This is a genomic window from Vibrio pomeroyi (assembly GCF_024347595.1).
Classification (GTDB): domain Bacteria; phylum Pseudomonadota; class Gammaproteobacteria; order Enterobacterales; family Vibrionaceae; genus Vibrio; species Vibrio pomeroyi.
This window is the reverse complement of sequence record NZ_AP025507.1, coordinates 917,428-943,491: the sequence shown is the minus strand read 5'-3', so window position 1 is coordinate 943,491 and position 26,064 is coordinate 917,428. Positions and strand designations below refer to the sequence as shown.

Annotated in this window: 25 protein-coding genes, 1 pseudogene and 1 riboswitch; of the genes and pseudogenes, 6 read left to right on the top strand and 20 right to left on the bottom strand. The window is 44.9% G+C overall.

Translation table 11 applies throughout. The features are described from left to right. The first annotated feature begins 114 nt into the window (after positions 1-114). Entirely contained in the window at positions 115-1,110 is a 996-nt protein-coding gene (locus OCV12_RS20295; protein ID WP_176679484.1) for a helix-turn-helix domain-containing protein, read from the top strand. A gap of 28 nt (positions 1,111-1,138) precedes the next feature. Here the strand turns inward: OCV12_RS20295 and OCV12_RS20290 are convergent, their stop codons facing one another. Next, positions 1,139-2,200, bottom strand: coding sequence for a sensor domain-containing diguanylate cyclase (locus tag OCV12_RS20290; protein ID WP_261887074.1), 1,062 nt, complete (start codon positions 2,198-2,200; stop codon positions 1,139-1,141). 118 nt (positions 2,201-2,318) lie between these two features. Continuing rightward, positions 2,319-3,323: a Solitary outer membrane autotransporter beta-barrel domain gene (locus OCV12_RS20285; RefSeq protein WP_261887073.1), complete on the bottom strand. Its 1,005-nt coding sequence runs from the start codon at positions 3,321-3,323 to the stop codon at positions 2,319-2,321. Between the two features lie 368 nt (positions 3,324-3,691). Between OCV12_RS20285 and OCV12_RS20280 the strand changes: the two genes are divergently transcribed. Further along, entirely contained in the window at positions 3,692-4,159 is a 468-nt protein-coding gene (locus tag OCV12_RS20280; RefSeq protein WP_239718873.1) for a hypothetical protein, read from the top strand. 108 nt (positions 4,160-4,267) lie between these two features. Here OCV12_RS20280 and OCV12_RS20275 read toward each other — a convergent pair whose 3' ends face one another. From OCV12_RS20275 to OCV12_RS20255, 5 genes are all read right to left on the bottom strand, one after another. After that, positions 4,268-5,554 (bottom strand): carbohydrate porin, encoded by a 1,287-nt coding sequence (locus tag OCV12_RS20275; protein WP_261887072.1) that lies wholly within the window; start codon positions 5,552-5,554, stop codon positions 4,268-4,270. A 76-nt stretch (positions 5,555-5,630) separates the two neighbouring features. Then, entirely contained in the window at positions 5,631-6,290 is a 660-nt protein-coding gene (locus tag OCV12_RS20270) for a DUF3299 domain-containing protein (protein WP_261887071.1), read from the bottom strand. 80 nt (positions 6,291-6,370) lie between these two features. Next, the gene (locus OCV12_RS20265) at positions 6,371-7,750 is read right to left on the bottom strand and encodes a metal-dependent hydrolase family protein (protein ID WP_261887070.1); all 1,380 of its coding nucleotides are present in this window, start codon (positions 7,748-7,750) and stop codon (positions 6,371-6,373) included. A 279-nt stretch (positions 7,751-8,029) separates the two neighbouring features. Further along, positions 8,030-9,010, bottom strand: coding sequence for a helix-turn-helix domain-containing protein (locus tag OCV12_RS20260; protein ID WP_315972808.1), 981 nt, complete (start codon positions 9,008-9,010; stop codon positions 8,030-8,032). A 179-nt stretch (positions 9,011-9,189) separates the two neighbouring features. Then, positions 9,190-9,618, bottom strand: coding sequence for a PACE efflux transporter (locus OCV12_RS20255; protein ID WP_261887068.1), 429 nt, complete (start codon positions 9,616-9,618; stop codon positions 9,190-9,192). 139 nt (positions 9,619-9,757) lie between these two features. Between OCV12_RS20255 and OCV12_RS20250 the strand changes: the two genes are divergently transcribed. Next, positions 9,758-10,660: a LysR family transcriptional regulator gene (locus OCV12_RS20250; protein WP_261887067.1), complete on the top strand. Its 903-nt coding sequence runs from the start codon at positions 9,758-9,760 to the stop codon at positions 10,658-10,660. Between the two features lie 382 nt (positions 10,661-11,042). After that, positions 11,043-11,387, top strand: a complete 345-nt coding sequence (locus tag OCV12_RS20245; protein ID WP_008216337.1) for a hypothetical protein — start codon at positions 11,043-11,045, stop codon at positions 11,385-11,387. A 102-nt stretch (positions 11,388-11,489) separates the two neighbouring features. Here the strand turns inward: OCV12_RS20245 and thiE are convergent, their stop codons facing one another. Next, positions 11,490-12,107, bottom strand: coding sequence for a thiamine phosphate synthase (thiE, locus tag OCV12_RS20240; protein ID WP_261887066.1), 618 nt, complete (start codon positions 12,105-12,107; stop codon positions 11,490-11,492). A 261-nt stretch (positions 12,108-12,368) separates the two neighbouring features. Between thiE and OCV12_RS20235 the strand changes: the two genes are divergently transcribed. Then, positions 12,369-14,312, top strand: coding sequence for a methyl-accepting chemotaxis protein (locus OCV12_RS20235; protein WP_261887065.1), 1,944 nt, complete (start codon positions 12,369-12,371; stop codon positions 14,310-14,312). 169 nt (positions 14,313-14,481) lie between these two features. On the opposite strand, the gene thiM is transcribed toward OCV12_RS20235, so the two are convergent. From thiM to OCV12_RS20180, 11 genes are all read right to left on the bottom strand, one after another. Then, positions 14,482-15,267 carry a hydroxyethylthiazole kinase gene (thiM, locus tag OCV12_RS20230; RefSeq protein ID WP_261887064.1) on the bottom strand — a complete coding sequence of 262 codons (786 nt, stop codon included), beginning with the start codon at positions 15,265-15,267 and terminating at the stop codon, positions 14,482-14,484. A gap of 10 nt (positions 15,268-15,277) precedes the next feature. Then, a complete protein-coding gene (gene tenA / locus OCV12_RS20225) occupies positions 15,278-15,976 on the bottom strand; it encodes a thiaminase II (RefSeq protein WP_261887063.1) in 699 nt (232 codons plus the stop codon). Positions 15,977-15,984: 8 nt separating this feature from the next. Further along, the gene (locus OCV12_RS20220) at positions 15,985-16,941 is read right to left on the bottom strand and encodes an ABC transporter substrate-binding protein (RefSeq protein WP_261887062.1); all 957 of its coding nucleotides are present in this window, start codon (positions 16,939-16,941) and stop codon (positions 15,985-15,987) included. A gap of 120 nt (positions 16,942-17,061) precedes the next feature. After that, complete coding sequence (locus tag OCV12_RS20215; RefSeq protein WP_261887061.1) at positions 17,062-17,877, bottom strand: ABC transporter permease; 816 nt, start codon at positions 17,875-17,877, stop codon at positions 17,062-17,064. After that, positions 17,870-18,649: an ABC transporter ATP-binding protein gene (locus OCV12_RS20210; protein ID WP_261887060.1), complete on the bottom strand. Its 780-nt coding sequence runs from the start codon at positions 18,647-18,649 to the stop codon at positions 17,870-17,872. Before OCV12_RS20210 ends, OCV12_RS20215 begins: the two co-directional genes overlap by 8 nt. After that, entirely contained in the window at positions 18,639-19,523 is an 885-nt protein-coding gene (gene thiD, locus OCV12_RS20205; protein ID WP_261887059.1) for a bifunctional hydroxymethylpyrimidine kinase/phosphomethylpyrimidine kinase, read from the bottom strand. Before thiD ends, OCV12_RS20210 begins: the two co-directional genes overlap by 11 nt. 98 nt (positions 19,524-19,621) lie before the next feature. Further along, positions 19,622-19,733, bottom strand: a riboswitch (TPP riboswitch). Between the two features lie 98 nt (positions 19,734-19,831). Further along, on the bottom strand, positions 19,832-20,749 hold the full coding sequence (locus tag OCV12_RS20200; RefSeq protein ID WP_261887058.1) for a DMT family transporter: 918 nt from the start codon (positions 20,747-20,749) through the stop codon (positions 19,832-19,834). A gap of 80 nt (positions 20,750-20,829) precedes the next feature. Next, entirely contained in the window at positions 20,830-21,567 is a 738-nt protein-coding gene (locus tag OCV12_RS20195; RefSeq protein WP_261887057.1) for a helix-turn-helix domain-containing protein, read from the bottom strand. 173 nt (positions 21,568-21,740) lie between these two features. Then, positions 21,741-22,769: a DUF4382 domain-containing protein gene (locus OCV12_RS20190; RefSeq protein ID WP_261887056.1), complete on the bottom strand. Its 1,029-nt coding sequence runs from the start codon at positions 22,767-22,769 to the stop codon at positions 21,741-21,743. A gap of 422 nt (positions 22,770-23,191) precedes the next feature. Then, complete coding sequence (locus tag OCV12_RS20185; protein ID WP_004731647.1) at positions 23,192-23,443, bottom strand: DUF2999 family protein; 252 nt, start codon at positions 23,441-23,443, stop codon at positions 23,192-23,194. 107 nt (positions 23,444-23,550) lie between these two features. Beyond that, positions 23,551-24,648, bottom strand: coding sequence for an ElyC/SanA/YdcF family protein (locus tag OCV12_RS20180; protein ID WP_261887055.1), 1,098 nt, complete (start codon positions 24,646-24,648; stop codon positions 23,551-23,553). Positions 24,649-25,144: 496 nt separating this feature from the next. Between OCV12_RS20180 and OCV12_RS20175 the strand changes: the two genes are divergently transcribed. Beyond that, positions 25,145-25,819 carry a glutathione S-transferase family protein gene (locus OCV12_RS20175; protein ID WP_261887054.1) on the top strand — a complete coding sequence of 225 codons (675 nt, stop codon included), beginning with the start codon at positions 25,145-25,147 and terminating at the stop codon, positions 25,817-25,819. A 66-nt stretch (positions 25,820-25,885) separates the two neighbouring features. On the opposite strand, the pseudogene OCV12_RS20170 reads toward OCV12_RS20175, so the two are convergent. Then, positions 25,886-25,984: pseudogene (locus OCV12_RS20170) on the bottom strand (IS5/IS1182 family transposase); the annotation flags it as partial. Positions 25,985-26,064: the final 80 nt, after the last annotated feature.

The window sequence follows — 26,064 nt, the reverse complement described above, 5'->3', positions numbered from 1 at the left end:
AAAAATAAACCTGACCATGGAAAACTCAAGTAAATAGGGTTAGATTTACTAAACAAAGTGTCGTAAATGATATGCACGTCCAATTATGTATCAATGCACAAGGATTGATTGATCATGGCCAACAGCTCTTATCAAGTACCCGTTATACAAACCAGTTACGCCAAGATCTTAGTCCAAATTTTTACTGACTATGGATTAGACCTACACAAACTGCTCGAAGACTCGGGTCTACCACCCGATCTTATTGAGTCAGAAAGTGACTTCGTGCCGTCGGAATCCATCAAACGATTGATTTATCTGACCTCATCACAATTGGGCGTTTCCCGATTTACGGATGTGCTTGGCCTAGCGTTTAGAAGAAGAATCATCCCATACGTCTTGCATCAATTTACCGAGTTCGAAACCATTGGCGACTCGTTAAAACACATCAACACGATCTTCTCTTATGATTCACCAGGCAGTAGTGTCGATTTCGTTGTTGAGCATGGCCAAAGCTGGTTTTGCCGTACATCGCCTGATGAGCCCTCATCGATGTTCCAATGGGGCGAGGTGTTTGCGATCACCTACATCATTGAGCTGATCACAATTCTGTCTCACTCACCTTGGCAACCTACCAAGATTCGTTTGCAAGGACATGACACCGACATCGTCAAAACGCTGGTTCCAAGCAATTGCCAACTGTTCATCGACCACAGTTCAACCGCCGTGATGATCCCTGATGAGATCCTACAGCTTCCCATTCGCCTCACCGCCAAAGACTTAAGCAATAAGCCCGCGATCATTGAGTGGCACACCAGCTTTACCGACAGTGTTTACGAGTTACTCAAGCCTTACATGAAAGAGCAAGACCTCTCACTTGAAGAAGCCGCAGAGCTGCTTAATTTCTCGGTAAGAACGTTTCAACGTAAGCTTAAAAACGAAAACACCACCTACCGAAAAATCAAAGAGAACCTGATGTTTTCAGTAGCCTGTGAGCTAATGGAAGAAGGCCATACGCTGACTTACATCTCTAGCCAACTGGGTTACACCAACATCTCGCATTTCTCTAGAGCCTTTAAACGTGTGTCTGGTCTTACACCGAAGATTTACCAACGCTCGATATCGGCTTAGGCATCGTTAAGTACGTTAGCTAAATAGATTAACCAAGCACAATCGGAGCTGGAATGCCTGAGCTCGAGCTACACACCCGGTTTCGACCATTCCCTTTTGCACGATAAAGCGCCCTGTCCGCACTGCGATAGGTCGCTTCAGCTTGCGCCTGTATCTCAGACACACCACTGCTCACAGTTAGGTTCAAGGTCGTGCCTTTAGTAATCACTTCTTTCAATCGATACATGGCTTCAAACGCATCGGCCAAGTTGGTTTCTGGCATTAAGATGGCAAACTCTTCACCACCAACACGAGCCACGATGTCAGTATCACGACTGTTGCTTCTCGATAGTTCTGCAACCTCTTTGAGTGCCGCGTCACCTTGGTCATGGCCATGGTTATCGTTAATGGATTTAAAATGGTCCAAGTCGATCAGCGCGAGACAAGAATGCGTGTAACCGTAACGCTCCGCGAGGTTTGAATAATGGTTGAGATCTTTGTCGAAACGGCGTCGGTTCCAACAGCCTGTTAGCGAGTCTGTTTCCACCAGCATTCTTAATCGACGCTCTAAGATCTTACGTCGGCTGATATCAGTAAAAGTGACCACGTACTTTTCGTTATGCGGCAATAACTCGGTAAGCTTTTCGACAACCACGTTGACCGTAAAATGTTCACCAAGTCGGCTGACACCACTTAACTCACCTTTCCATCTGTGATTTTGTTTAAGCGAAATGGCAATGGTCGATATCAAGCCACTGTTGTTCATAAAGCAGAGGTCTGAAATAGGACGGGCTTCGACTTGGTCGAACGCATAACCAGAGACTCTAGAGAACTGTTGATTAACCTGAATTATTCTTAATTGATTATCGAGGATAATAAATCCGGCAACACCATCAATGATCGCCTCAGACAAGCTGTTTTGGCTCTGAGTCATTTCGTGTCGATACAGGCGTGCGGTGATCAGTGTGCTAAGAAGGAACAACGCGCACACAGAAAAAACCATAGCTGCGGTAGAAGCAATGCTCAGCAACCACAAGCTAACCAACGTATTTAGGACAAGTGCAGACACCACGTATAACGGGGCTCTGCGGTCAAAATTCAACTTGTTCATAATGTGCTCGGGTGATGGACAGAGCGCTATGATGACTAAGTTTTATAAACAATATTTACCATTTTACGACACATACAAATTCAAATTATATGAGTGCTTTGAAGATCAACAACTTATGCTAATTATTGAGTAAGAAGAGCAAACTGCCACCACTGAGCGAACTTCCGTAATTGAAGTTAATCCCGACACCGAAATTATCAAAGAAGTAAGAATCGTAAGGCACATCGAACACTAAACCGGCACCAAACTCATAGTAATAGAGTGTATCGAGTGGGTCCGTGAGATCCCCTGCTACGTCGATTCTTCGCAGGTTATAGTGAACCTGAGGGTTCTTTAACGACCAAGCATCCAATGCCATATTTTGTCTGAATTCAATCTCGTTAATAAACCGCAAACCTTCAGGGTTGCCGATATCGCCATCATTGGCTTCGCCCCAGCCCGTTCCATAGAAATAACGCGCTCTTGATGAGACATTCCAACTTCCCCACTCTTGTTTCTGCAGGTATTTAAGTTTCACCGACGGCTCACCAACCAATGCCCACGCCGAAGTGTTCAGCGCGTATCCGTCGAGCTGAGATTGAAAGGCTTGAGAGTAGCTGTTTTTATATTCGTATTTATTGCGGTAGTAGAGCAAATGAGTGCCTAAACCATAAACGATAGACCAATGTTGATTTAAATGGCTTTGAGCGCCGAAAAAGCCATACAGGCCCAATACTGAGTCTTTATTGGGGTTAACTCTGCGGTCTGATGTGACATCGGATGAAATCTCAATATCTTGCTCAGAGAGCGCATAAGAGCCTCGCACCGACCAAATCAAATCTAGGTCAGGATCATCGGTTTTAATCACGGAAGCATAAGGAATAGAGCCGACACTGACTTGGCTTCGAGTATCGATGGTTTTATCGGAGCCAAACCCACTGTCGTTTAAATTGATGAACGAGTTCGGATCGAAGTCCACAAAACCAATAGAGACGGCATCGCTGTCTGTAAGCGCAATTGAAACGGCGAATATCTTTTCTAACCGATGTTGAATCGCCTCATTAGATGCATAGGCCGAGGAACAAATAAGGCCCGTTAAAAGTAAAGCAATAGAAGGGGGATATAACGATTGGGGTGAAAGCATTAAGTTGACTCCATTCAAACTTATGCTTCAAGTGTAATTGGTAATTTAACTATTTCAATCAGATAGTTAATAGTGTGGTTGATACCCCTCTCAGTTCCGTTTGTAAGAGTGTCGCCAAATCTATTGAGCCCCAAAGCTCTTCTACGTCTTGGATTCTAAAGTGAATAATCATATCTACCTCTAGTTAAATCATAGGTTCATGCCGAGAACTCATCCGAGAACTCATATTCAATCAATCTTGATCGGGATACTTACCATAATGCGCCACGCGCACTTTAAGAGCTGTTTCGCATCCTGAGCAATAAGCGTTTGAATATCCTATATTTATCTCCTAAGTTTTTTATAACCCTTTACTCAGGAAGAAGTAGATGAGCAATATTGAAAAAGTATATGGATTTAATACGCCCCAGCGACTCTTTGTCGGCTACACACTCGCAGTACTCGTTGATTTAACCGTTCTCAATTTTTTTGATGAATACTGGGACTTCGTTAATATCGAGTCATTCACCATCTCATTTGCTGCCGCGATTTTGCTGCAGCTGTTGCTTAAACTCTCTATCGGCTTAGAACATAAGCTCGCGGATTACTTTAAATCGAAACCGGGGACGGCACCTAAGATCTACAGAGGCCTGTCGAGCTACGTAATTCTGGTCGGTTCAAAGTTCGTGATGCTAGAAGCGATCAACATCCTATTTGGTGACAAAGTCGATTTCACAGGCCCTTGGAACGGTGTGGTCGCCTTCTTTGCCGTGGTGTTTACGATTCTGGTTGCGGAAGTGATTGTTTCTAAGATCTACTTTGCACTGGATGACACGCAGAAAGCCGAAAAAGCCTAAGTGCTCGATTATATAAGGTTTAATCGAACTAGAAACAAAAAAGTGAGCCACATGGGCTCACTTTTTACGTTTAGCTGTTAAGTCTAAACAAGGTAATACTTAACGGAATTAGATAAACACTCTCGCTCTAATACCGAACACCCAAGCGCTACTCTCATTAGAAAACGCAGGATCTTTGATATACTGGATGTCAGGCGTTACTTGAATAAAGTCATTAAGTTGCATGTTGTAGTAAAGTTCGGCTGTGAATTGTTCGCCATCATTCCCATACAAACCCGTAGAAATTCCTTTTAGCGCGTACTCATTAATTTCTGACCAGTTAACCGCAAAACCAAGGTTATTCTTCTCTCTCCCCAAACCAAAGTAGCCAACACCGACACTCAAGGAACGTTCATACAAAGCAACATCACCATCAGAGAAACCTCCTCGCACAAACGGCATTACTTGAGGTGTGACAAATTGGCTCCACGAGAAGTTAATACCCTTTCCAGACTCACCACCGCCAGTCGCATCCGACAAGCTATGACGAGTGCCACCGTCAAAGCGCCACGCGGTAATGTGGAAATTATCAGTAAATATTTGATCCTGCGATTCAGTCCAACCTAGCTCTAGGGTGGTGAAAAACTCACTCTCGTCGAATAATGTATTGAAACCATCAAAGATATCATCGGACTTGCCGTTAGCGTCAGCGATACCAGCAATCACATAGTAATTTTCTGTAAGCATATGCCCTGCTGAAAGAGCTAACACACCATCATCAGGTAAACCCATTGCTCCAGATCCCGTTGAAAATGCAAGGTTACTGAAGCCAGACCATGGGCTCGCTAGCGCATATGTGTCCACATAGTCAGTGACATCTTGCCAACCTGCAATAACTGAGGTTTTGCCTCCATTAAACTTCTGTTTCCAATGCAAATTGGTGACGCGGAAGCCTTGGTCGCTATAGGCGGAACCAATCATACCCACATAGCCCAGTCCTTCTTTTGTACCGTTGTTAAATAGTCGGTCGGTATCATCAATAAAGGCTAAATTTTTAGGTGCTGAATCCGAATAGCCGTGTCGATGTTCTACTTTCCATACTATTCCACCAGTATTGCCAGTCTCTTTGCCGACTAAATTCCACGAGCCATAAAATCTCGCAACACCTGAAGAGGCATCAACATCGTTCCCCAGAGATCCATTGTTAGAAGTCAATCCTAAGACGTTATAATCCGCGCCAAATGTAAAACCATCCGCAGCAAGCTTTTCACGCCAATCCAGTTGCTGATCTTTTTGCTTTGAAATTGTATTTTCAACCGAATCTGGACCTTCGAAGTTTGCGCTATATACCGCAGTGCTCATTGAGGTTGCTAGCACCATCACCGCCATACTTACTTTAGATAATCTTGAATTCATCTTGTCACCAATGCTTTTTGAGTGAGTTCTATTTTATTCATTGCTCACATTGAAAATTGTCATTTGATGACAACCATTAATTTTCTTTCTCGTAATAGTCTTCAATCATCGAGGCTTTCATTTCATAACCCATGGTAAGGTTGCTTTTACCATCGACTAGGAAGACTTCTTCAGTCACTTTGTTCGAGCTAAAGTCACCTTCTACCCATACTGGATACTGAACATTCTGTACCTGAAAGCCTTCTGGGAAAGACACGCGTACAATCTGGTTTGCAGGTGGTGGTGGCATGTGAATACACGCGCCCGCCACTGGCACTAAAAGAAACTCGATTGCGGTCATACCTTCTGAGAACTCTAAAGGCACGATGAAACCAGGAACTCGCACTTTCTTGCCGTCAAATTCTGTCGTGATAGCTTCAGCGTTCGCCTTCATAGTTTTCATGTATTGGTCACGCAGCGCGATCATTTCGTCTGCATCAACGCCCTGCTCTTTTAGCGTTCTTTTGAGTAATAAAGCCTGTTGTTGAGCTTGCTCTTCCTCTGATGCACTCATTGCTATCACACCTTGTAATAGACGCATTTGCTGATCGGTGAGCTCTGGCATTTCTAATTTCATTTCGTGAGAACCTGAATTCAGATCTTGCCACTCAAGATTCATCGCTGTTTCAGCAAAGGTAGGTATAGCGATGATGGTCAGTGACATCATCGATAGGATAAGAGAAAGCGTTTTTTGCATAAGGACACCTTGAAGAGAGGTGACCTACCGAAGTAGGCCGCCTATTGAAGCTTAATTTTTAACTGAATAGTCGCGCTGTGTTACAGCGTGTTTTTGTAGACTTTGCCATCTTTCATGATGACTTTGATGGTATCGATTTCAGGGCTACGCGGCTCTGCGTCAAACCATTTTTCGTTTGCGCCAATCACTGTTAAGTCTTCAAGTGGGTTGCCTTCTACAATGATGATATCGGCGTATGCACCCGCTTCAATCACGCCCAACTTACCCTCTGGATATGGGTCCATCACACCGGACAACTTAACGATCTCACCGTTTACTGATGTCATGCCTTTCAGAGTGAAGAAGTTACCAAGCTCTTTACCCGCAAGGTAGATCGTGTGGTCGGTTTGCTTGATACAAGAAACCACATCACCAACACAGTCTGTGTGGAAGCCCCATTTAGGTTGGTATTTGTTTACGTTCGAGATGTAGTCTTTGAACGCTTTGGTTGCAGATTCAGCTTTACGCTTAGATGCAGGGTTCGAGTTAATCGCCTCAATCTGTGTTAAGTAAGGCGAGAATGCGGTCATGTTGGTTGTGATGTAAGCATCTTTGTCTTCCATCTTGTCGGCAATATCACCATCGAACATGAAGCCATGCTCAATCGTTTTAACGCCTGCATCTAGGTTACGCATGATCGCTTTTTTGCTGTAGGCATGAGACATCACGTAAGAACCGTACGCATCGGCAATTTCCACTGCGGCTTCAATCTCTTCCGCAGACATCGCATTCAGTTGCCAAGGGTCAAATGACGAAGCCACGCCACCTGATGACATGATCTTAATCTGAGTATTGCCTTGCTTAAAGTTTTGGCGAGCCGCGGCTTTGATTTCGGTAATACCGTCCGCATTAAAGCTCACGCTATTGCGAGCCATGCTGGTTGTTGAACCGAAGAAGTGTTGGTTAGCCGTGGTTAGGTTACTGAAATCGGCGTGTGAACCCGTTGGGCCAATAAACGCGCCTGACGTGTAGAGTCTTGGCCCCGGCAACATGCCAGAGTCGATCGTTTTACGTAAGCCCGTGTTCAAGCCACCAGCATCACGCCATGTAGTAAAGCCTGATTGAAATGCAGCATTAGCGTTGACTGTCGCACGAGCGGCCAGTTCTTCAATCGTACGGTTGTTTTCGTGATCGCTAAGGTTACCGCCATTCAACAACAAGTGACCATGGCCTTCGATTAAGCCAGGCATTAACGTTTTGCCTGTGCCATCAATCACTTCAGCTTCACCAGCCTCGATCGGGCTTGCAGAGATTTGTTTGATAAGATTGTCTTCAACCAATACATGATGGTCTTCGTACAATTTGTTTTCCGTACCGTTGAACACATCTACGTTAGTAAATAGCGTTGATGCTGCATTTGCTGAGAGAGCAAATGAACACGAGAGCGCAACAACAGAAAGCTTTAAGCCTGAATTATTCATTTTTACACCTTGATTCCGTTTGTTAGTGGCGTCCACTTCCCATAACGATTCCGTAACTACTAATGAGTGTTATGAGGTTTCAAAGGTGTTTTTATTGGCCGTAACACTCACGAAAGACTAAATAAAAACAACTCATCCACATTCAATAACTTAGTAGTGATACTGCCAGTCTTCAAGGTTGATAAATGGCCATTTGGTGACAATGATTAATTCTGCGTACGGTCTCCGGTTATCTGTTCGATGATTTCATTGATATCTATGAACTTTGACTTATCGACTTTAACTATGTTCTTTGCGGTACTGTCTTGGAGTCATGTTCATCTGTCGTTTAAATGCACGAGTGAAATGGGAAGAATCGGAATAACCCATCTTTGCACCTACTTGAGTAATCGATAAATCCGGTTGTTTGAGCAAATCCAAAACCTGTTCCAACACCATCTCTTCTATCAAAGCTTTGTACACCACTCCTTCGTTTTCCAAGCGGCGTTGAATGGTTCTGACATGAATATTTAGAATTTCAGATGCCAAGCTAATCGGCAGTTTCCCCATGGTGAGATAAGGCTTGATCACTAATTTAAAAGCGCTCAGAAAGGAACTAGGTAAAGGGCTGGCGAGTTCGAGTTCTTGGGGCACTTTGGGTAACACAATCGGCTCAAGCATGATCTCTTCAGGTATTTCAAACGCAGTCACAGGCCTATGCGTGTAAAACTGAGCACCGCCCATTTGCGGAAGAGATTGAAAGCAATCGAGGTCGCCACTTTGAATACCGATCTCCGATGGTTTCCAACGGCCTTGCGTTAATACGGAAAGCAGCTCGTTGATAAAGATAACCGAGAACAGCTCTGCAAACTTAAACCAAGGCGCATTCGTAAACGGTTTTTCGCGAACAAACCACCACTTGCCACCAGACTGCTTGGTGTAGAGGTGCGCGCCATTCGAGACTTGCTGTAATTGCTCGGAAAATTGGTCGAGCGCACTTTTTAGCGAATCCTGATTGCTCAGTTTAGCGACGAACCTAGGGACATAGGTTTGTTTGCAGAAGCTCCACATAAACAGTGCAAATTCTTCTCGTGACGCCGACTCCCCCATAATATTGACCACATTTTTAATGGTGGTCTCAGGGAGGTACTCGTAATGGTCGCTACTGGTGAGAATGTCATTGGGAATTTTGGCACTGCGTAGCAAGGTATAGATTTCACCGTCGATATTTTTGAACAGTTCAGCAAAAAGCTCGACTTCTTTCTTGTCTACAACCGTCATTTGAGGGGTATTAGGCATCCTTTCCTCTTAATCTGTTCTTTCACGAACTCAAATTATCACCTTATTTAAGATAGCAGAATAAATGACGAGTGACCTAGGCTTACTAACTGAATGTCTCCGTCAAAGTAACGAATAAACAATCGGTTAGTAGCCAAACTAGCGTCTACTGACTTGGTAGGTTACTGGACTGCCAGATCCGCTCTGCGTACCCAGAATGCTCGAACATGGTCGTAAATCAGGTTGAATACAAACGCGTAAATGGTAATAAAAATGGTCACGCCGATATCCATCAAGAATGCCTGCCAAACTCCTACATTGAGTAAGTAAGCCATGACGGGAATAGTTGCAATGAGCAAACCCGCTTCAAATAACACGACGTGAAACACTCGTAATTTCAATGAACGCTTAGATTTTTCACCCGTGAAGTAGCGATCAAAAATGCGGTTAAAACAGTAATTCCACATCATCGCGATGGTCGCGACAACTATCATGGTTCCTGATAAGGCATTCACATCGTGATCGGTAAATATCGCCAAGCCTATAATTGAAAGCGTTACGGCCAAAACTTCGAATAATACTGAGTGGAACACTCTTTCTAACGTACTCATACATTCCTCTAAATAATCTAGTATGTGTTGGATTAGCTAGGATTATGTCATCGGAAATAATAAGAGAAAGTTAACAGCCATCACGAATAGTGATAGCCTAAATGTTATCACCCCAATTTGGTTTTGAGCGAGAGATAGCATGTACAGCTTTGAGCAACTAAAAGTCTTCGTCACTGTGTGTGAAACTGGCTCTTTTTCGGCGGCGGCACGCAAGCTGAAGCGCGCTCAATCCGGCGTCAGCCAGTCGATCGCCAATCTAGAAATTGCCATCGACCAAGAGCTGTTTAACCGAGAGAAAAACATCCCCGTTTTGACCAACACAGGTAAAGCGTTATTGCCTGTCGCCAAGTCGATTCTCGATCAACAAAAGTATTTCGATCAGAAAGTAGAATCACTAACACAAGAAGATGAGCACGAACTGATCATTGCTGTGGATGAAAGCATCATTGATAAGAACTTCATCAAGATAATCAGCTCACTAGCGGATCAATTTCCAATCACGCACTTCGATATTATTACGACCTCAACCTTCGATGTGGAAGACCTAGTCAGACGCGGCAAAGCGCAAATAGGCATCATCTATGCGGATGGTGAACTGAAGGTAGATATGGACTTTTTCTTACTTGGCCAAGCACGCTTTCTCACTGTCAGTTCCGCCACACACGAGCTCAGCCAAATGCCTGTGGTGCAAGATTCCGACTTAAAACGCTATCGCCAATGCGTGCATCGCAGCTCAAAGCAACGAGAGCTGTGGTTTACTTACGGAATTAGCTCAATGCTTTGGTATGCGAATAATCATAGAACCATCATCGAATTGGTCGAACAAAACGTTGGTTGGGCAAATGTGCCTGAAATGATGGTAATGGAAGGCATTCAGAAAGGTGACTTGGTTGCTCTGCCCGTGGCGCACGAGCATGGTGGTTGGATAACCCCTGTCGGTTGTTTGGTATCACGAAGCCACATTAACGGACCAGTGCTAACCAGTTTGATTGAGAAATTAGAAGGGTATTCACTGCAATACAATCAATGGCAGGCAAACTAGCTCAACACTACATTGCAATATCGGTAGTGCGTTTCTGCGTACTACCGCATTTCTACACGTTTCACCGATAAATATCTTTGTCGTCTGGATAAAACACCCTAGTTGATGTCCCAAAGTGACCTAATTACACTGCGATCCCAACGGGTTTGTCTTTTCAAACGAATTCAGACAGACCCAAATCGCTCTTTAACACCACTGACCTAACTTCAAATCTCCCACATGAATGTTCTGCATCGCAGCCGCTTATGACAGCTTCAAATAGATCACTTTTTGAATTTAATTCACCCCAGTTTATGAGCCCTCTTTGAGAGCTTTTCTATATCTAAATGAACCTTTTGGAAAATTTGTCGTGAACGTTTTAAGAAATATTTGCCCTGAGAAAATGGGTAAAGAGCGTAACAAACGAGAGTATGATTTACGCGTACTTAATTGTGTCAGTGAAAGCGAATATGAATCGCGTATGGCTGTTTGGAATAGCCTAGCGTTAACTGCTACTCCGTCTGCTTCGGAAACAAAAGGCTTCATCGATGAGTCTTTCAACAAGCTTCAGCAAGACCTGAAAGACGCTAGCCGTGAGTTATCGATTAACTACACCGACTTCATCGCAATGGCGCACGAAGAGATCAACTACATTAGGATTTTCGTTGCTGATAAAACTGCGCAATACGGCTGGTACGCTGCGATCGTTCTTATGATCATCGGCACCGTTGCTTTGTGTATTCAGTAAGTTAGAGCACACCTTTTACTGACTACTGCATCGAGTGTTTTATTACGCTCTAACTAGAAAACAAATGACGAGTCTCATTTGTTTTCTAGTCTATTCCCCCCTTCACTCTCCCATTAGGGACAGCAAATCCTGCGTCGCTTGTTTCGGATCTTCTGCATGACATATCGCTGATACCAATGCCAATCCATGAATGCCCGTTTCAGTCAGCTGAGGGATGTTCGATTCGTTAATACCGCCAATCCCAACAATCGGAAGCTTGGTCGTTTCTAACGCCATTTGAATGCCTTCGTAACCCCAGTGTTTCTTTAGATTTGTCTTGGTCGGTGTCGCAAACAGTGCACTAAGGCCAATGTAATCAATCGGCAAGCTATCGGCTTCTCGTAGCTGTTGCTCTGTCTCAATCGACAAACCAAGAATCTTATCCGTGCCAATCAGCTTGCGTGCTATCACTGCTGGCATATCCGATTGCCCCAAGTGCAAACCATCGGCATCAACCGCCAATGCGACATCAACACGATCATTAATGATCATGGGCACAACGGTTCCAGCTAAAACCGATTTAACGGCTTCTGCACGCTCAATGAACGCTCTTACGTCCCCATGTTTTTCTCTTACTTGAACCATAGTGACGCCACCAGCAACTGCTTGTTCAACCACGAACTTAAGCGTTTCTAAATCTTGTTGGTCGTCAGTCACCAGATAAAGTTTATAAGGGTTCATCGCGTACCTTTGAAGTCGATTTCTAAAATTGGTTTTCTGCCATTTTACCGACAAATCACATCCTATGCATGGAAGTTAGCACTTAATTCCTTAAGTTAGGCGGGGGAATTCAAATACGCAACTCGTTGAAAGCATATCGAAAAACCTGAATTTTTTAACAAAAGCGTTACTTATTACACAAACTATTCGCTTTAGCATGCCCAGAATGCTGTTTTATGAAATACTCCCCTATGAAGGAATCAGGTAAATATAGGGATAGTTATGCGCCACCTTTCTATAGCGCTCAAGATCAAGCTGGGTTATGCCATCTGCTTGCTCTTTTTCGTCATTTCAGGCCTTGTGAGTTACAAAGGTATTCAAACCTTGTCGAACGGCTTTAGCCAGTACAGTGAACTCAGCCAAAAGGCGACATTGTCAGGCAACATTCAAGTGCACTTTCTTCAGATGCGTTTAGCCTCTGAACGTTACTTAGAGTCATTGGATGATCAATACGAAGCGAATTATCAATCAAGCAAACTCGCGATTGATGAACTGCTGAACAACTTAATCCAAACCACCACCAATACTGATAGCCTGTCGAGCCTGCAATTAGTACAAGACAGCGTTGCGGCGTTTGATGCGGCTTATGGTTCAATGAAACAGAGCCAACTGCTCATTGACCAGTTAGTTAACGTGGAAATGGTCACACGAGAAACCAACGCACTGAAAGCTGCTCAGAGCTTGTTGTATGAGTCTTACAACAACAACGATCCAAACGCGAGCTTGTACGCAGGCATGTTGATGGAGAACTTCCTCGCCGCCAAGATCACTGTACTGAGTTACTCAAACAATAACGATCTTAAAACCTATGAAGCCGGTAAAGACATCTTTGAATATGCTCTACCAGGTATCGAAGGCGATATCGAATCTCTTAAATCATCTCCTTATCAAAGTGAACTGATTGAAGACTTCTCAAACCAACGCGAAGCGTACGCGAAAGGTTTTGAGCAAGTTCATCAACAGATGATTGAGAACACTCAAAGAACCGCTACCCTTTCCTCTATTGGCGACAGCTTAGCGATTTCGGTAGCTGATGCTCAGAGCATTCTCGAACAACAGAAACAGGCGTTAACACCAGAGCTGCAAGCCAGTGAAAAGCGCTCGATTCAAATCATCATCTTGCTCACAGGTGTCGCTTTGGTTATCGGCATGACAAGCGCCGTGTTAGTGACTCGTTCTATTACCAAAGGCATCGCGCAGGTTAAACAGATCACCAATGAGCTTTCTCAAGGTAACCTAAATGTTGAAGTGAACATTGAGAGCAAGAACGAGATTGGCGAACTACTAACGAACATGGAGATCACCATTGAATCTCTGCGCGATATCGTAGGCCAAGTGAACCGCTCTAGTGTACGTATTGGCGAGATGTCTGAATCACTTAACCAAGTGACCAATAACAGCTCGACCAATGCAACACAGTTGAACAGCGAAATGATGAACATCTCATCTGCGGTTGACCAACTGGCTTCAAGCACATCAGAAATTGCTTCAAGCGCTAACCACGCCTCTCAAGTGGCGAACCAAGCGACCGAGAATGTCGCAATGGGTCTGAAAGAAGTCGACAAGACACTGCACGAGATTGGCAGCGCCGATGAAAGCATGCAGGTCAGCAGCCAGAAAGTGACCGACCTACACAAAGAGTCGATGAACATTGGTGCCATCCTTGAAGTAATCAAAGGCGTTTCAGAGCAAACCAACCTGTTGGCATTGAATGCCGCGATTGAAGCTGCGCGTGCTGGTGAACAAGGTCGTGGATTTGCCGTAGTAGCGGATGAAGTAAGAACGCTCGCTAAGCGTACCCAAGATTCTGCTAGCCAGATTGATGAGCTCATCACCTCACTACAGCGTGGCGCTAAAGATGCATTAGAGTCGATCAAAGAGAGCCACAGTACGGTTTCAGATGCTTCAACTCAGGCACAGCAAGCTTCTCAGAACTTACATGTGATTAATCAACATATCCAAGATCTGAATCAGGCTAACAGCCAAATCGCAGTATCAGTTGATGAACAAGATCGTCTTACCAAATCACTCGGTGAGAACGCGCAAGGTGCCAATACCATCGCGCAAAGTAACCAAGAGTCCGTCAGCAGCATTTCAGGTGCAGCAAGCGACTTAACTGAAGTTGCTCATCACCTAGAGAGCCAAGTGAATCGTTTTAGAACCTAGCCAGCCAGCCAGCCAGCCAGCCAGCCAGCCAGCCAGTCTATACACAGCTAACACAGTTCCAAACCAATAATAAAAAGCCCCCAGCACATAAGTGTCGGGGGCTTTTCTTTAACTAAAGAGTTTTAAGTTAGGCTTCTAACTTGTGACTTAGAGTTAGGTTAGAGTAACCCTACTGAATCTTCAAACGTTGAATCAGGGTCTCTTCGTCTAACTGGTACAACTCATCAAGCAAATTCATTTGCAAACTACCCGGGCCGCGTGAGTTTTCAGCTGCGATTTCGCCTACTACGCCTAATACTGCTGCGGCAGCTAAACCACTTTCATCACCAACAGCAGCAAATGCGCCCGTCAATGCCGTTAAGGTACAACCCATACCCGTCACATACGGCATCATTGGGTGTCCATTGTTTAACGTCACCACGCTTTCTTTGGTGACAACGTAATCTGTCTCACCAGAAATCACCACATTCGCGCCGTATTCAGCCACTAAGCACTGTGCAGCGCCTAATGCAGCATCACTGCTATCTAACGCATCAACACCTTTGCTCTGCGCTTGTTCGCCCGCTAATGCGATAATCTCAGACGCGTTACCACGAATGATCAACTTATCCGCTAAACGTGCGATTTCACGAGAAGTCTCGGTACGCAGTGTACTTGCGCCACAACCCACAGGGTCAAGAACCACTACCTTGTTGTTCGCATTCGCTTGTTCAACAGCAAAACACATTCTTGGCGTCCAGACACTGTCGAGCGTGCCGATATTGATCACCAAAGCGCCAGAGAAAGACATCATCTCTGCCAGCTCTTGTTGCGAGTGCGCCATGATAGGCGAAGCGCCAATTGCCAATAACGCATTGGCCGTGTTGTTCATCACTACATAGTTGGTGATGTTTACAACCAGTGGCTTTTGCTCTCGTACTGCGCGCAGCGATTGGATGATTTGTTCAGTTAGCATGGATTAATCCTTATTCGTGAAAGTCACTTTGAGCCGCTGTTGAGTCATTAAGTGCATTCAGACCTTGCTGCCAGAAAGCCACTTCCATGCGCGTTGCGGTTTTGAAGATATGAACGATGTTCTGACCGCGCTCGCTGTTGATATCAATTTCAGCCAGTAGCTGATTGAAATACTCAGCACCCGTTGCCACGCCAGACTGGAACTCTTCTCCGCCGTAAAGCTGTAACCAACTCGCGTATGGGTTGCCTTCTAAAACAGTATCAGTGCTTTCTAATAGCGCTTTACCAATCACGGCATAACCAATTGAACACGGAGCCAGTGCTGCATATAAGTCGACAAGATCACCCGTCATACCTGCGTCTAGAACGTAGCGCGTGTAGGCAACAGTGCCGAAATCTTCAGGTTCGTTTTCTAAATCAGATTCCGTTAGCCCCCACTGACCACAGTAAGTCACGTGGTGTGAAATTTCAGAATCTAACAGCGCATGAACACTTGGCAGTGCACGACGCATATCAGCCAAGGTTTTAGCTTTGTAAATGGCCAATGCATAAGCGCGAGCATACTGCTTCAAAAACAGAAAATCTTGCTTCAAATAATGCAGAAAACAAGGCTGAGCGAGAGTGCCGTTTGCCAGCGTTTTAACAAAATCATGCTCGGTGTAGTCTTGCCAATCTTGCTGACAGGCTTGGATTAAGTCTTGGTATTTCATGAGATTCCTTAATCAAAAGTCGGTACGTAATCAGCGGCTTTTGGTAGTGATTTGATAATGCCTTTGTCGAACATGAACTGCGCGTAATCATCGTAACGCTTCATATCTACAGCAGAAGGGCGAAGTGCAAAACGAGTCAGTGTGTCGTTCCATGCACGTTGGTTAAGTTCGTTGTTCAACGTATCTGGTGAATACGCCACAAACTCACTCCATGAATCTTGTGGGTGGTTCACAATGTAAGTGGTTGCTTGCTCAAGTGCTTTGTTAAATGCTTTGATGGCTTCGTCGTCGTGTTTCTTTGCGTTCGCCACAAAGATCAGCTCATCGTAAGCTGGCACACCATGCTCTTCAGGGAAGAAAGCTTTTGCTTTAAAGCCTTCAAGCGCTAATTGATTAGTTTCGAAGTTACGTAAGCCCCCCCAGATTGCGTCTACCTTGCCCGATGCCAGTGAAGACGACAGTGCCCAACCTACATTGATGGTTTGCACGTCAGTAAAATCAACATTTTCTTGAGCTAGCATAGTGCCGATCGTCGCTTCTTCGTTGCCCGCAATCGCGATACCGATCTTCTTGCCTTTCAGGTCCGCTAATGAATCGTTCTTGCCGTTATCCAGCACCATCAGTGTGTTCAGTGGTGTCGCAATAAGGGTTGATGCACGAACGAGAGGCAGGCCTGCCGCCACATCCATGGTTAAACTTGGTTGGTAGGTGACTGCAAGATCGACCTTACCTGCCGCAACCAATTTTGCTGGCGTGCTTGGGTCAGCTGGCTCTTGGATTTCAACCTCTAGGCCTTGGTCTGCAAAGTAACCACGCTCTTGAGCAATCACAATTGGGCCGTGGTTCGGATTCACAAACCAATCCAACATCAGTGTCAGTTTCTTTTGTTCAGAATCCGCGAATGCATGACCTGAAACTAGCGAAGCAAGCAGTGCCACTGCACCTACCAATTTGGTATTTTTCATAGTTAACCTTTCCTTTTGAATATTATTATTGTGTTTGTCGATCTAATTTCTAACGACGTGCTGTTTAGATAAATAGCCTTGAGCGAAGCTTTATTAAACAAAGAGTTATTGAGCTAGCCATCACTGGTTCTCCCAAGGGATAGCTTTTTTGAGTAATTTGTCTGTGATGAAGTAAAGCGAGATAGAAAGCACCGCCAAGATAAACAAGGCCGCAAACATCTCATCAATGATCATGCGCGCGTTGGCTTGCAGCATTAAGTAACCTAGCCCTTCACTCGAACCCACCCACTCACCAACAACCGCGCCAATTGGAGCAATAACCACAGCAACACGAATGCCGGACGCTAATGTTGGCAGTGCAGCAGGCAGTTGGATGTGACGAAGCAATTGCCATTTCGATGCGCCCATCGTCTTTGCGAGATCAAGATAACCCGTCGGAGTATTTCGCAGGCCGTCGTAGCAACAGGTAGTCACAGGGAAGAAGATAATGATTGCCGCCATCACCACTTTTGAAGCGATGCCATAGCCAAGCCACAGCATCAGTACAGGCGCAATCGCAAATACAGGAATCGCTTGGCTAGCAATCAAGATAGGCAATAGCCAACGTTTCAGTGGGTCAAACATCAACATCTGCAAGGCAAAAAACAGCCCCATAGACAAGCCCAGCAATAGCCCAAGTAAGATCTCTTGCGCGGTCACCCAAGTGTGTTTGAGTAACACATCGTAGCGTTCAATCAGCTTAAGGAAGACTTCAGCGGGAGCTGGCAGAATGAAGCTTGGCATCTCGAAGATAACCACCACCATTTGCCATAAACCAAGAATCACAGCACTGCTGATGACCAAGCGCATAACGGGATTCATCTGACGAGGATGTGTTGTACTAGCCTGTGCGTTAGTTGAACCAGCCACAGCTTCACTTCGCGTTAGATCATTCATAATCACGCTCCAACTGATCTAAGATGGCTTGTTGCAACTCGGCACATTCCCCATCTAACACGCGTGGCGTCGACGTGTGAGGCACAGATAAAGAGTGAGCACTCGCAGGCGTTCCTTGCAACACATACAAGTTATCCGCTAAACGCACTGCTTCTTGTGGATCATGGGTGATCAACACAACGGTTTTATCTCTTAACAGTTCACACGCTAACGTCTGTAACTTGTGTCTTGTTACCGCATCCAGCGCAGAGAAAGGTTCGTCCATCAGCACGACTGGCTTGTCTTGCATTAAGGTTCGAGCCAAAGCAACACGCTGGCGCATACCACCAGACAACTGATCCGGCATAGCATCTGCGTAATCGGCCAAACCAACCGAAGTCAGCAACTCTAACGCTTGGGTAGTTTGAGCTTGTTTATTGGATGCTTGGCTTTGATGCTTATCTGCAGAATCTTGAAAGCGATGGCTCAGACACACATTGTCGATAACCGACAACCACGGCAGTAGTAAGTCTTGTTGCGCCATGTATGCGATGCGATCGGTGAGAGGCAGTTCATCAGACGTTGCCAATGTGCCCTGCCACTCAACTTTGTCATCGAGTAAACCCGCTAGGTATCGTAATATCGTGGTTTTCCCGCAGCCACTGCGACCAAGTAGCACAGTCCACTTACCTGCACTCAAGCTCAGTGACAAACCCGATAAGGTCGCATGCTCGCTATCTCGGTAACGCAGAGTCGCATTGCTGAGTTGAACGCCAATTGTATTAACGGACATTACCGTGCCCAACGAAGAAGTGATTTACCGGGCCATGACCTTGACCGACTTTCAACTCGTCAGCATGCGCAATCGCGCGCGAAATGTATTGTTTACCTAGGTCGACAGCCTCTGGAAGCGTGTTGCCTTGAGCCAAGAAAGAAGCGATAGCAGAAGAGAGCGTACAACCCGTGCCATGGGTGTTTTTGGTAGGAAAACGCTTCGCGCTAATCAGAGCAGATGTGGTTGGCAGAATAAGTAAGTCGTTACTATTTTCATCCTTCTCCAAGTGACCACCTTTAAGCAGGACTGCTTTAGCACCTAAAGCGCGCAGGTCTTCAATCATATCCTGCATTTCCGCTTCGCTCTCAGGCACGGCTTTACCCGTAAGTGCAGCGCCTTCAGGCAAGTTAGGGGTAATGATATCTGCGAGTGGAATCAGTTCTTGTTTTAGCGTGGTGATCGCCGAGTTTTCTAAAAGAAGGTCGCCACTTGTCGCGACCATTACCGGGTCGATCACTAGGTGTTTAGGTTGGTATTGTTTGATTTTGTCCGCGACGACTTTGATGATTTGAGAATCCGCCAACATGCCGACTTTTACCGCCACGATATTCAAATCGGTAAACACTGCATCTAGCTGGCTAGCGACATGCTCAAGCGGGATTGGGAAAATTGCTGACACGCCTTGGGTATTCTGAGATGTAATCGCGGTAATCACCGAACAAGCGAAACTACCCGTTGCAGACATGGCTTTAATATCAGCTTGAATGCCCGCGCCGCCGCCACTGTCAGAACCCGCAATGGTCAAAACAATAGGAGTATTGATCGAAGAAGATTGGTTTTCTGGTGTTTGAGTGCTGCTAGGTGATACTTGAGAATTGGAATGCTGTGTCATGGTCGCTCCTACTGTCTAAAAGACGTAAGAGAACCGAACTTTGGCCGCAAAGAGAGTGTGGAGGTGAAAGCAATGAGAGATCATTGTTGAACCACGTAGGCAAAGTAATCATAGTTCCCTACGCCAGTGTTAACTGAATCAGGTTCAACGGGTCTCGAATAACGATCTCAGCAAACACCAACTAAGGTATATGCCCCCCGACTATTGATAACGATAGTAACAGCACTCTCGCAACTGAGATACTCATTTTATTCAATTATAAGAATCACGCATGAATTTAATTCAACTAATCTTGCTTTAACAAATACTTATAACGGCTTTTTAGTCGGTTGAGATTGGATGAATAAACACATCACTATCAAGAACATACCTAGCCATCCAACCAATGGAATAAGCTCCCCCACAATACACACGGCCAATACGGCGGCAACAACTGGCTCAAGTAAAGTAATCAAGTTGGCGCTACTCGCTGTGACGTGGCGTAGCCCAAAACTGAAAGCGATATACCCCAAACATTGAGGAAGTAACACCAAGTAACTCACCACCAATATATTGGTATTCGATGCGAACAGGTTATCCCCTGTAAACCACAGCGTTGGCAGTAACAACATCGCTCCCAATCCAAATATGCTGCCCATCGCCGCTTGAGACTTAATGCCTTCGTCTATCAGAGCTTTTGTCGCCCACGAATAAATGGCGTAACACAACCCAGCAACCAACCCCAACCCAATGCCCAAAAGCTTCAGGTCGTCGCCAGATTCACTCATCGATGATGATTCTGAAAACACCAGTAACCCAATACCAACCACGCCAATGGCAAAGCTCGTTAACCAACGTTTGTTGATATTATTCTTTTTGCTAATAAGACACTCTAAAAGTGCAGAAAAGAAAGGCGCGGTAGCTATCGACACCACCGTTCCCATTGCAACACCCGATAACTTCATCGAAGAATAGAAAGCCAAAGGATAGATCGCTAAAGCCAGTACACTCGCTGCTAACAGCTTTTTGTTGAGCAAAAGCTTATCAAGTGAAGATAAGATCTTTCGAAACGCTAAGCCCGCTTGCAGTAAGCCACCAACGCCCATTGAAAACGCACCAATCGCTAATGGACTGAGATCAGGCGCAAAGCTTGCGGCTGTGCCTGTCGTGCCCCATAAAACAGAAGCAAACACGATGGCTAAAGTGCCCGTTTGGAATTCGTTAACGCGATTGATGGCAAGATTCATTGCTATTACCTAGTTTATTTTCATTTCTGAAATAGATAATAGTGAACATATACTAAGTTGAGTTTGCCAAAAGGACGCTATTATTGTTTTGGAAGACTCTCTTTCATCGAACCTAAAAACGCCCTTGGAGACATGCCAAAGTGCTGAGAGAAGCGTCGACTGAATGCAGACAAGTCGCTATAACCTACATTTTCTGCGACCAATTGAACGGGTAAATCGGTATGGCTTAGCAAGGCTTGGGCTTTTTCCATACGATAGCGAGTGATGTATTTAAGCGCACTGATTCCAATGCACTCTTTAAAGCGTTTCTTAAATTGAGTGGGGCTCAAACATGCCGTTTCTGCAAGCTGAGAAATAGAGAGAGGTTGGGCGTAATTATCCGCAATGAGCCTTTGTACCGCACGAATACGAGGGTCGATACTTTTACTCACTTCTTGTTGCTCTAATAGCAGTGAAAACACATCCAAGATGGATGACTCAATGCCACTGTCGACTTGATATTCCAACTGCTTTTCAACAAACAACAAGAAGCTCATTAAAGGTGGCGTTATCGTGAAAACTGAGAGCTCATGCTCTAACAAGTGCTTCGGTAACTCCGTCATATCCGCGACAATAAACCGTGCCGCTTCATCAGCTTTAAACGCATGCGCTGTGGTTACCGGAATCACCACACATTCACCGACAGAAACCTTGCCAACATACCCTACCATTTCAATGCTTATACTCCCTTGAATGGGCAACACCAGTTGATGGTAACCATCATGAGCATGAGTATTAAATTGCTTGGTGTAAGATCGAATGCTTAAGCTAGATTTCATGAGCAACGCCAGAGTACATTTCGCTAGGTTAAAGTAATAGAGACAACGCTACATTATCACTCCCCTAGAGTCACACTCAATGCTCATCAAATTCATGCTAGCTAGGCAACATGATCAAAAACGGCCTCCAAATGAGAGGCCGTTTTTATTAAAAAGCGTAATTCACACCAAGATTAGAATGATACTTGGCTGTCCTGACCCACGGTGACTTGCACGCCATTTTGAGCTTCGTATATTGCGAAGCCTGCGGCTAATGGCGCAGCATTGTCTTCATCACTGTCATGCTGCGCAGTACAGGTATAACCCAATGAGTAAGTACCTGGGTCAATGAAGCCCAGAGAGAACTCATAGTTTGTCTGTGCTTGATTCATTGTCACTGATGCTGAAGTGATCGGTTTCACTTCATCACTGCCGCCGATTGGTGCCATGTCAGCTTTGTCGACATCGCCTTCATACAGATAAACCGACTGAACGAACGTGTTATCGTCTGTAGGATTACAAGCTTCGAAAGTTGTGGTCGCTACAGTACCTTCAATGTTTCCTGTCTCAACCGTATTGATAAGGCTCACAGACGTTCTTTGAATGGTGTAATCAGGGAAAGTCGAACTGTTCTTTAGGCCACGTCGAAGATCGAACTCGACAACAAAATCGTTGCTTTGTTGGTTCACATTAAATGAATCATTAAAGTACAGTACGCCAGCGTTATCTTCTTTACCCACACCTTGCGGGCACGCGCCATTACCTTTCACCGTTAACTCACGATTCGTATCATCATTTTCTATCACGTAAGATGGATCTGTTGGGTGATCGCCATCATGAGCAAACACACACAACTTATAGCTACCTACTGGAACTACCTCATTTTCAATCAAAGGGAGCACATCGCTGCCTTGGTAATCCAATAAATTCACACTTAACGGAATAGGATCTGCGCCATCAGGTAATAGATCGCCGTTCTCATCAACGTAGTCGCCGTTTTCATCCGTTTTATACACGTCATATACTAGTGGTGAACCTCCTTGTTGAGGAAGTAAAGCCACCTTGCTGAATGTCACCGTCACATCTTTAACACCATCGACGGGCGCATCACTCACGCTCAAGGTAATGGGTGTCGTGCTGCTTGATGATCCTGAATCACCACCACAACCGACAAGCCCAGCCAGCACAAGGCTCGCTAAAGCGGTTTCCTTTAAATACTTCATAACTCATTTCCTATAAATCACTGCTCAATAAAGGGCTTAGTTTGTTGCCCTCTTATTCTTTTTCCTTAATGTGGCTCATAGAAGAACAGCGCTTATACCAAAATCGGTTACCCCTATTATTTAGGGATATCTCCATCCAAAAACTCTGTTCATCAAGGTGCACATATCAGGTCGCACATAGGTTAATTAAGTCTAGTAAGTAAATTGTCAATAGTCGCACGTGTTTGGCAAGATTGCTGTCAATTGTGTTGAAATAGTCGGTATGTATGGAGTCAGATAAGATAATTGAAAGCAACTCAACCAAAGCCCCAAACTACCACCAAGATCAAAAAAGGCCGTCAAGACAGCCTATTGCTGAACTTAAACGACCTTTTCATTGAATTTTGATTAAGCTAAGACGATATCAGCTCATTCAAACTCTCTTATTTTTGAAGTTGCTCTTTAGCGGCTTCAACCTTAGAAAAATCTAGGCCAAGCTCTTCAACTGCTTCTTTGATTAGCGCAGGGTTTTGCATTACCTGACCCATCAGCATTTGAAGTTTATCTTGTGGTAAACCAAGTTGGCTGATCGTCGCCATTGCTGCAAGAGGATTCTCGGTCAACGTTTTGAATAGCTCGCTGATCTGCTCGTCGCTAATATTGTTCTCTTTCAACATTGCTAAAATCGGGTTCATTTTTTTGCCTTTGAAACACTAAATTAAGTAGGAGCACAGCATACCATCTAGCTGTGCTCGATTGTACTAGCAACTTATACTTTGCCTACTGTGAAGTAACGCTAAGCCTAGCGAGACTCTAATGGGTAAGAGCGGTAGCTCCACATCCCATACGTTCTAAGAGCATCACGGTAGATACCTAGTAACTCGCCATCACTCGCCTTCTTAAGATCTGCGAGTGGCTTATCTGGGTAAGAAACCGTATCAAAGGTGATGCCCTGAGGGCCGGTTTGCCAGCTAGCGATTTCAAATAGAGTTTGACCACGACGAACATGGCTTGCCGAGCTGATAATAGTCGCGTGCTTAATGTCATGACGAGCTAACGCGTAACTACTGAATAAGGCATTGCCTACCGTGCTGGTCGCATAGTTCTCTTCGATGATGCGATCTTTGCTTACCCCTTTCTCGATAAGCCAATCCGCCATTAACTTGCCTTCAGTCTTATGGTTCTTCGGCACACCACCCGTTAACACGATCATCGCGTCTGGGTTCGCTTTAGCCATCGCTAATGTTGTCTCAAGACGCTCAATCAAGATCTGATGCATTGAGCCGTCCGGGTTAAGCGCATAACCCAATGTAACGATCGCGCCATGATCATCGAGCAAGCCTTTGTCAGCAGACTCTTTAAGCGGTGTTTCTAATACTCGGTAGACCGTAGCAAAAATGCGTTTGATGTCTTCTGCTTTGCCTTTATTCAGGCTCTCCAGTTTCTCCATGTGCTTATTGGATTCATTTTCATTGCCTTCAAATCTCTGCCAAACCGCAAGATAAGCGTGAAGATCAACATCGTCTGGTGCAACCGTTAGCGCTTGCTCAAACAACTCAATCGCGCGTTCTGCATTCTTGTTGTAGATCTGAGCGTTCGCAGCTGAGATAAGCAAATCGGTACGGTAAGGTTCCAGCTGGTACGCTTCTAACAATCGGTTAGTCACAATTTCCATGTTGCTTGGCATTTTTGCCGTAAAGCCCGCGTGAGAAATTCTTGCCGGAGACTTAAACGCCTGCAACGCATCAAGAAGTAATTGGTCGACAACTTGTCGCTTAGTCACCAACTGCGCGTAATCCGCAGAAGCCTGTACTGCGCCATCGTTAGCAGCAAAAGAAAATGGAGTTGCGCCAAAAGCGAGCATGCCACCAAGAGCGAGGGCGATAATGTTCTTTTTCATGGAAAGATCCTGTGTCGTTAAGTGTTCACATCAGATTTGCTCACCAATGTAAGTCCCTAAGATTAAAAAACCGTGAAGCACACCTTAATCTCTAACGTTTATATTCATTTGTTGCATAAGGTGTGGCAGCAGATCACGATTTTGAGCTTACCAATAAGCCTGCGTATCCAGATAATTCTGGTTTGAACCAGTGTTCAACGTTTTTGTTGGTATATCTGACTGCCGATTTCATACGCCCTATCCCGCCCAAAACCGCCAATCACAAAGCCAAACTCCGCATAAAACAACGAATCAAAAAAGCCACTTTAAGCTTTTTTTCAACAACTTAAAATCCAACACACTGAATCGCACGATGTTACCCCTCGCTCAAATAAAGAGGTCTTCAACACATAGATTTGGAATGCGAGTCAGAAGATATTTCAAATAATTCAAAATCAATTATTGAACGATCGTTCAAGTGATGATTTAATGAATTACCAATACAAGGAGTTACCCCATGCTTAAGTTCTATTTTCACCAAACACCAAACCCAATGAAGATCGCTCTGTTTCTAGAAGAGACAGGCCTAGATTTTGAACTTGTTCCTGTCGATACCTTAAAAGGCGAACAACACACACCGGAATATCGCTTAATAAACCCGAACGGAAAAACGCCAGCCATTGAAGACGAAGGACAACGCGTTTTCGATTCTAACGCTATCCTTCTGTACCTATCAGAGAAAACGGGCAAGCTAGGTGGGCAGCCAGAAGACAGAGCCGAACTACTCTCTTGGATGATGTTTATCGCGAGTGGCCTTGGTCCATACTCTGGTCAATCGGTACACTTCCGTCATGCAGCACCAGCAGGTCTAGACTACGCTGTGAACCGTTACCTACGTGAAGCACAACGTCATTACGAAGTGCTAGAAAAGCATATGGAAGGTCGCGAGTTTATCGTCGGAAATGAGTACACGATTGTCGATGTCGCTGCATGGGGTTGGATTGATAAAGCACCAGTAGTACTTGGTGAAGAAGGCCTAGAACCTTACCCGAACTTGAAGCGTTGGTTTAACGCAATCAACACTCGCCCACCCGCACTACGTGCCCGTGAAACCGGTAAAGATGTTGAATTTAAAACCGAACGTGATGAAGAAGCGAAACGAGCACTGTTTCCTTCGAATTATGCGAAGTAGAAGATAGCTGAAAGTTAACACTTTTCGAAATGACGGTTAAAATCCCAAACATAAAGAGCCGCTAAAAAGCGGCTCTTTCTCCATCCAAAAGATCAGAGACCTTCGGTTAATGAGTGATTGGTTGTATTGCTTCCAGTTAATTGTTTTGTAATGAGGCTTATGCAAAGGGCTACGAGAGGGACTGAACGTAGCTGATCAGATCGTCGGTTCTGGATTTAGTTCCATTGAATTACGCAACAAAGCCA

What these genes read in the sequence shown, in the direction of transcription:
- OCV12_RS20295 (WP_176679484.1), top strand. Translation starts at nt 115, where the DNA reads ATGGCCAACAGCTCTTATCAAGTACCCGTTATACAAACCAGTTACGCC.
- OCV12_RS20290 (WP_261887074.1), bottom strand. Translation starts at nt 2,200, where the DNA reads ATGAACAAGTTGAATTTTGACCGCAGAGCCCCGTTATACGTGGTGTCT.
- OCV12_RS20285 (WP_261887073.1), bottom strand. Translation starts at nt 3,323, where the DNA reads ATGCTTTCACCCCAATCGTTATATCCCCCTTCTATTGCTTTACTTTTA.
- OCV12_RS20280 (WP_239718873.1), top strand. Translation starts at nt 3,692, where the DNA reads ATGAGCAATATTGAAAAAGTATATGGATTTAATACGCCCCAGCGACTC.
- OCV12_RS20275 (WP_261887072.1), bottom strand. Translation starts at nt 5,554, where the DNA reads ATGAATTCAAGATTATCTAAAGTAAGTATGGCGGTGATGGTGCTAGCA.
- OCV12_RS20270 (WP_261887071.1), bottom strand. Translation starts at nt 6,290, where the DNA reads ATGCAAAAAACGCTTTCTCTTATCCTATCGATGATGTCACTGACCATC.
- OCV12_RS20265 (WP_261887070.1), bottom strand. Translation starts at nt 7,750, where the DNA reads ATGAATAATTCAGGCTTAAAGCTTTCTGTTGTTGCGCTCTCGTGTTCA.
- OCV12_RS20260 (WP_315972808.1), bottom strand. Translation starts at nt 9,010, where the DNA reads ATGACGGTTGTAGACAAGAAAGAAGTCGAGCTTTTTGCTGAACTGTTC.
- OCV12_RS20255 (WP_261887068.1), bottom strand. Translation starts at nt 9,618, where the DNA reads ATGAGTACGTTAGAAAGAGTGTTCCACTCAGTATTATTCGAAGTTTTG.
- OCV12_RS20250 (WP_261887067.1), top strand. Translation starts at nt 9,758, where the DNA reads ATGTACAGCTTTGAGCAACTAAAAGTCTTCGTCACTGTGTGTGAAACT.
- OCV12_RS20245 (WP_008216337.1), top strand. Translation starts at nt 11,043, where the DNA reads ATGGGTAAAGAGCGTAACAAACGAGAGTATGATTTACGCGTACTTAAT.
- thiE (WP_261887066.1), bottom strand. Translation starts at nt 12,107, where the DNA reads ATGAACCCTTATAAACTTTATCTGGTGACTGACGACCAACAAGATTTA.
- OCV12_RS20235 (WP_261887065.1), top strand. Translation starts at nt 12,369, where the DNA reads ATGCGCCACCTTTCTATAGCGCTCAAGATCAAGCTGGGTTATGCCATC.
- thiM (WP_261887064.1), bottom strand. Translation starts at nt 15,267, where the DNA reads ATGCTAACTGAACAAATCATCCAATCGCTGCGCGCAGTACGAGAGCAA.
- tenA (WP_261887063.1), bottom strand. Translation starts at nt 15,976, where the DNA reads ATGAAATACCAAGACTTAATCCAAGCCTGTCAGCAAGATTGGCAAGAC.
- OCV12_RS20220 (WP_261887062.1), bottom strand. Translation starts at nt 16,941, where the DNA reads ATGAAAAATACCAAATTGGTAGGTGCAGTGGCACTGCTTGCTTCGCTA.
- OCV12_RS20215 (WP_261887061.1), bottom strand. Translation starts at nt 17,877, where the DNA reads ATGAATGATCTAACGCGAAGTGAAGCTGTGGCTGGTTCAACTAACGCA.
- OCV12_RS20210 (WP_261887060.1), bottom strand. Translation starts at nt 18,649, where the DNA reads ATGTCCGTTAATACAATTGGCGTTCAACTCAGCAATGCGACTCTGCGT.
- thiD (WP_261887059.1), bottom strand. Translation starts at nt 19,523, where the DNA reads ATGACACAGCATTCCAATTCTCAAGTATCACCTAGCAGCACTCAAACA.
- OCV12_RS20200 (WP_261887058.1), bottom strand. Translation starts at nt 20,749, where the DNA reads ATGAATCTTGCCATCAATCGCGTTAACGAATTCCAAACGGGCACTTTA.
- OCV12_RS20195 (WP_261887057.1), bottom strand. Translation starts at nt 21,567, where the DNA reads ATGAAATCTAGCTTAAGCATTCGATCTTACACCAAGCAATTTAATACT.
- OCV12_RS20190 (WP_261887056.1), bottom strand. Translation starts at nt 22,769, where the DNA reads ATGAAGTATTTAAAGGAAACCGCTTTAGCGAGCCTTGTGCTGGCTGGG.
- OCV12_RS20185 (WP_004731647.1), bottom strand. Translation starts at nt 23,443, where the DNA reads ATGAACCCGATTTTAGCAATGTTGAAAGAGAACAATATTAGCGACGAG.
- OCV12_RS20180 (WP_261887055.1), bottom strand. Translation starts at nt 24,648, where the DNA reads ATGAAAAAGAACATTATCGCCCTCGCTCTTGGTGGCATGCTCGCTTTT.
- OCV12_RS20175 (WP_261887054.1), top strand. Translation starts at nt 25,145, where the DNA reads ATGCTTAAGTTCTATTTTCACCAAACACCAAACCCAATGAAGATCGCT.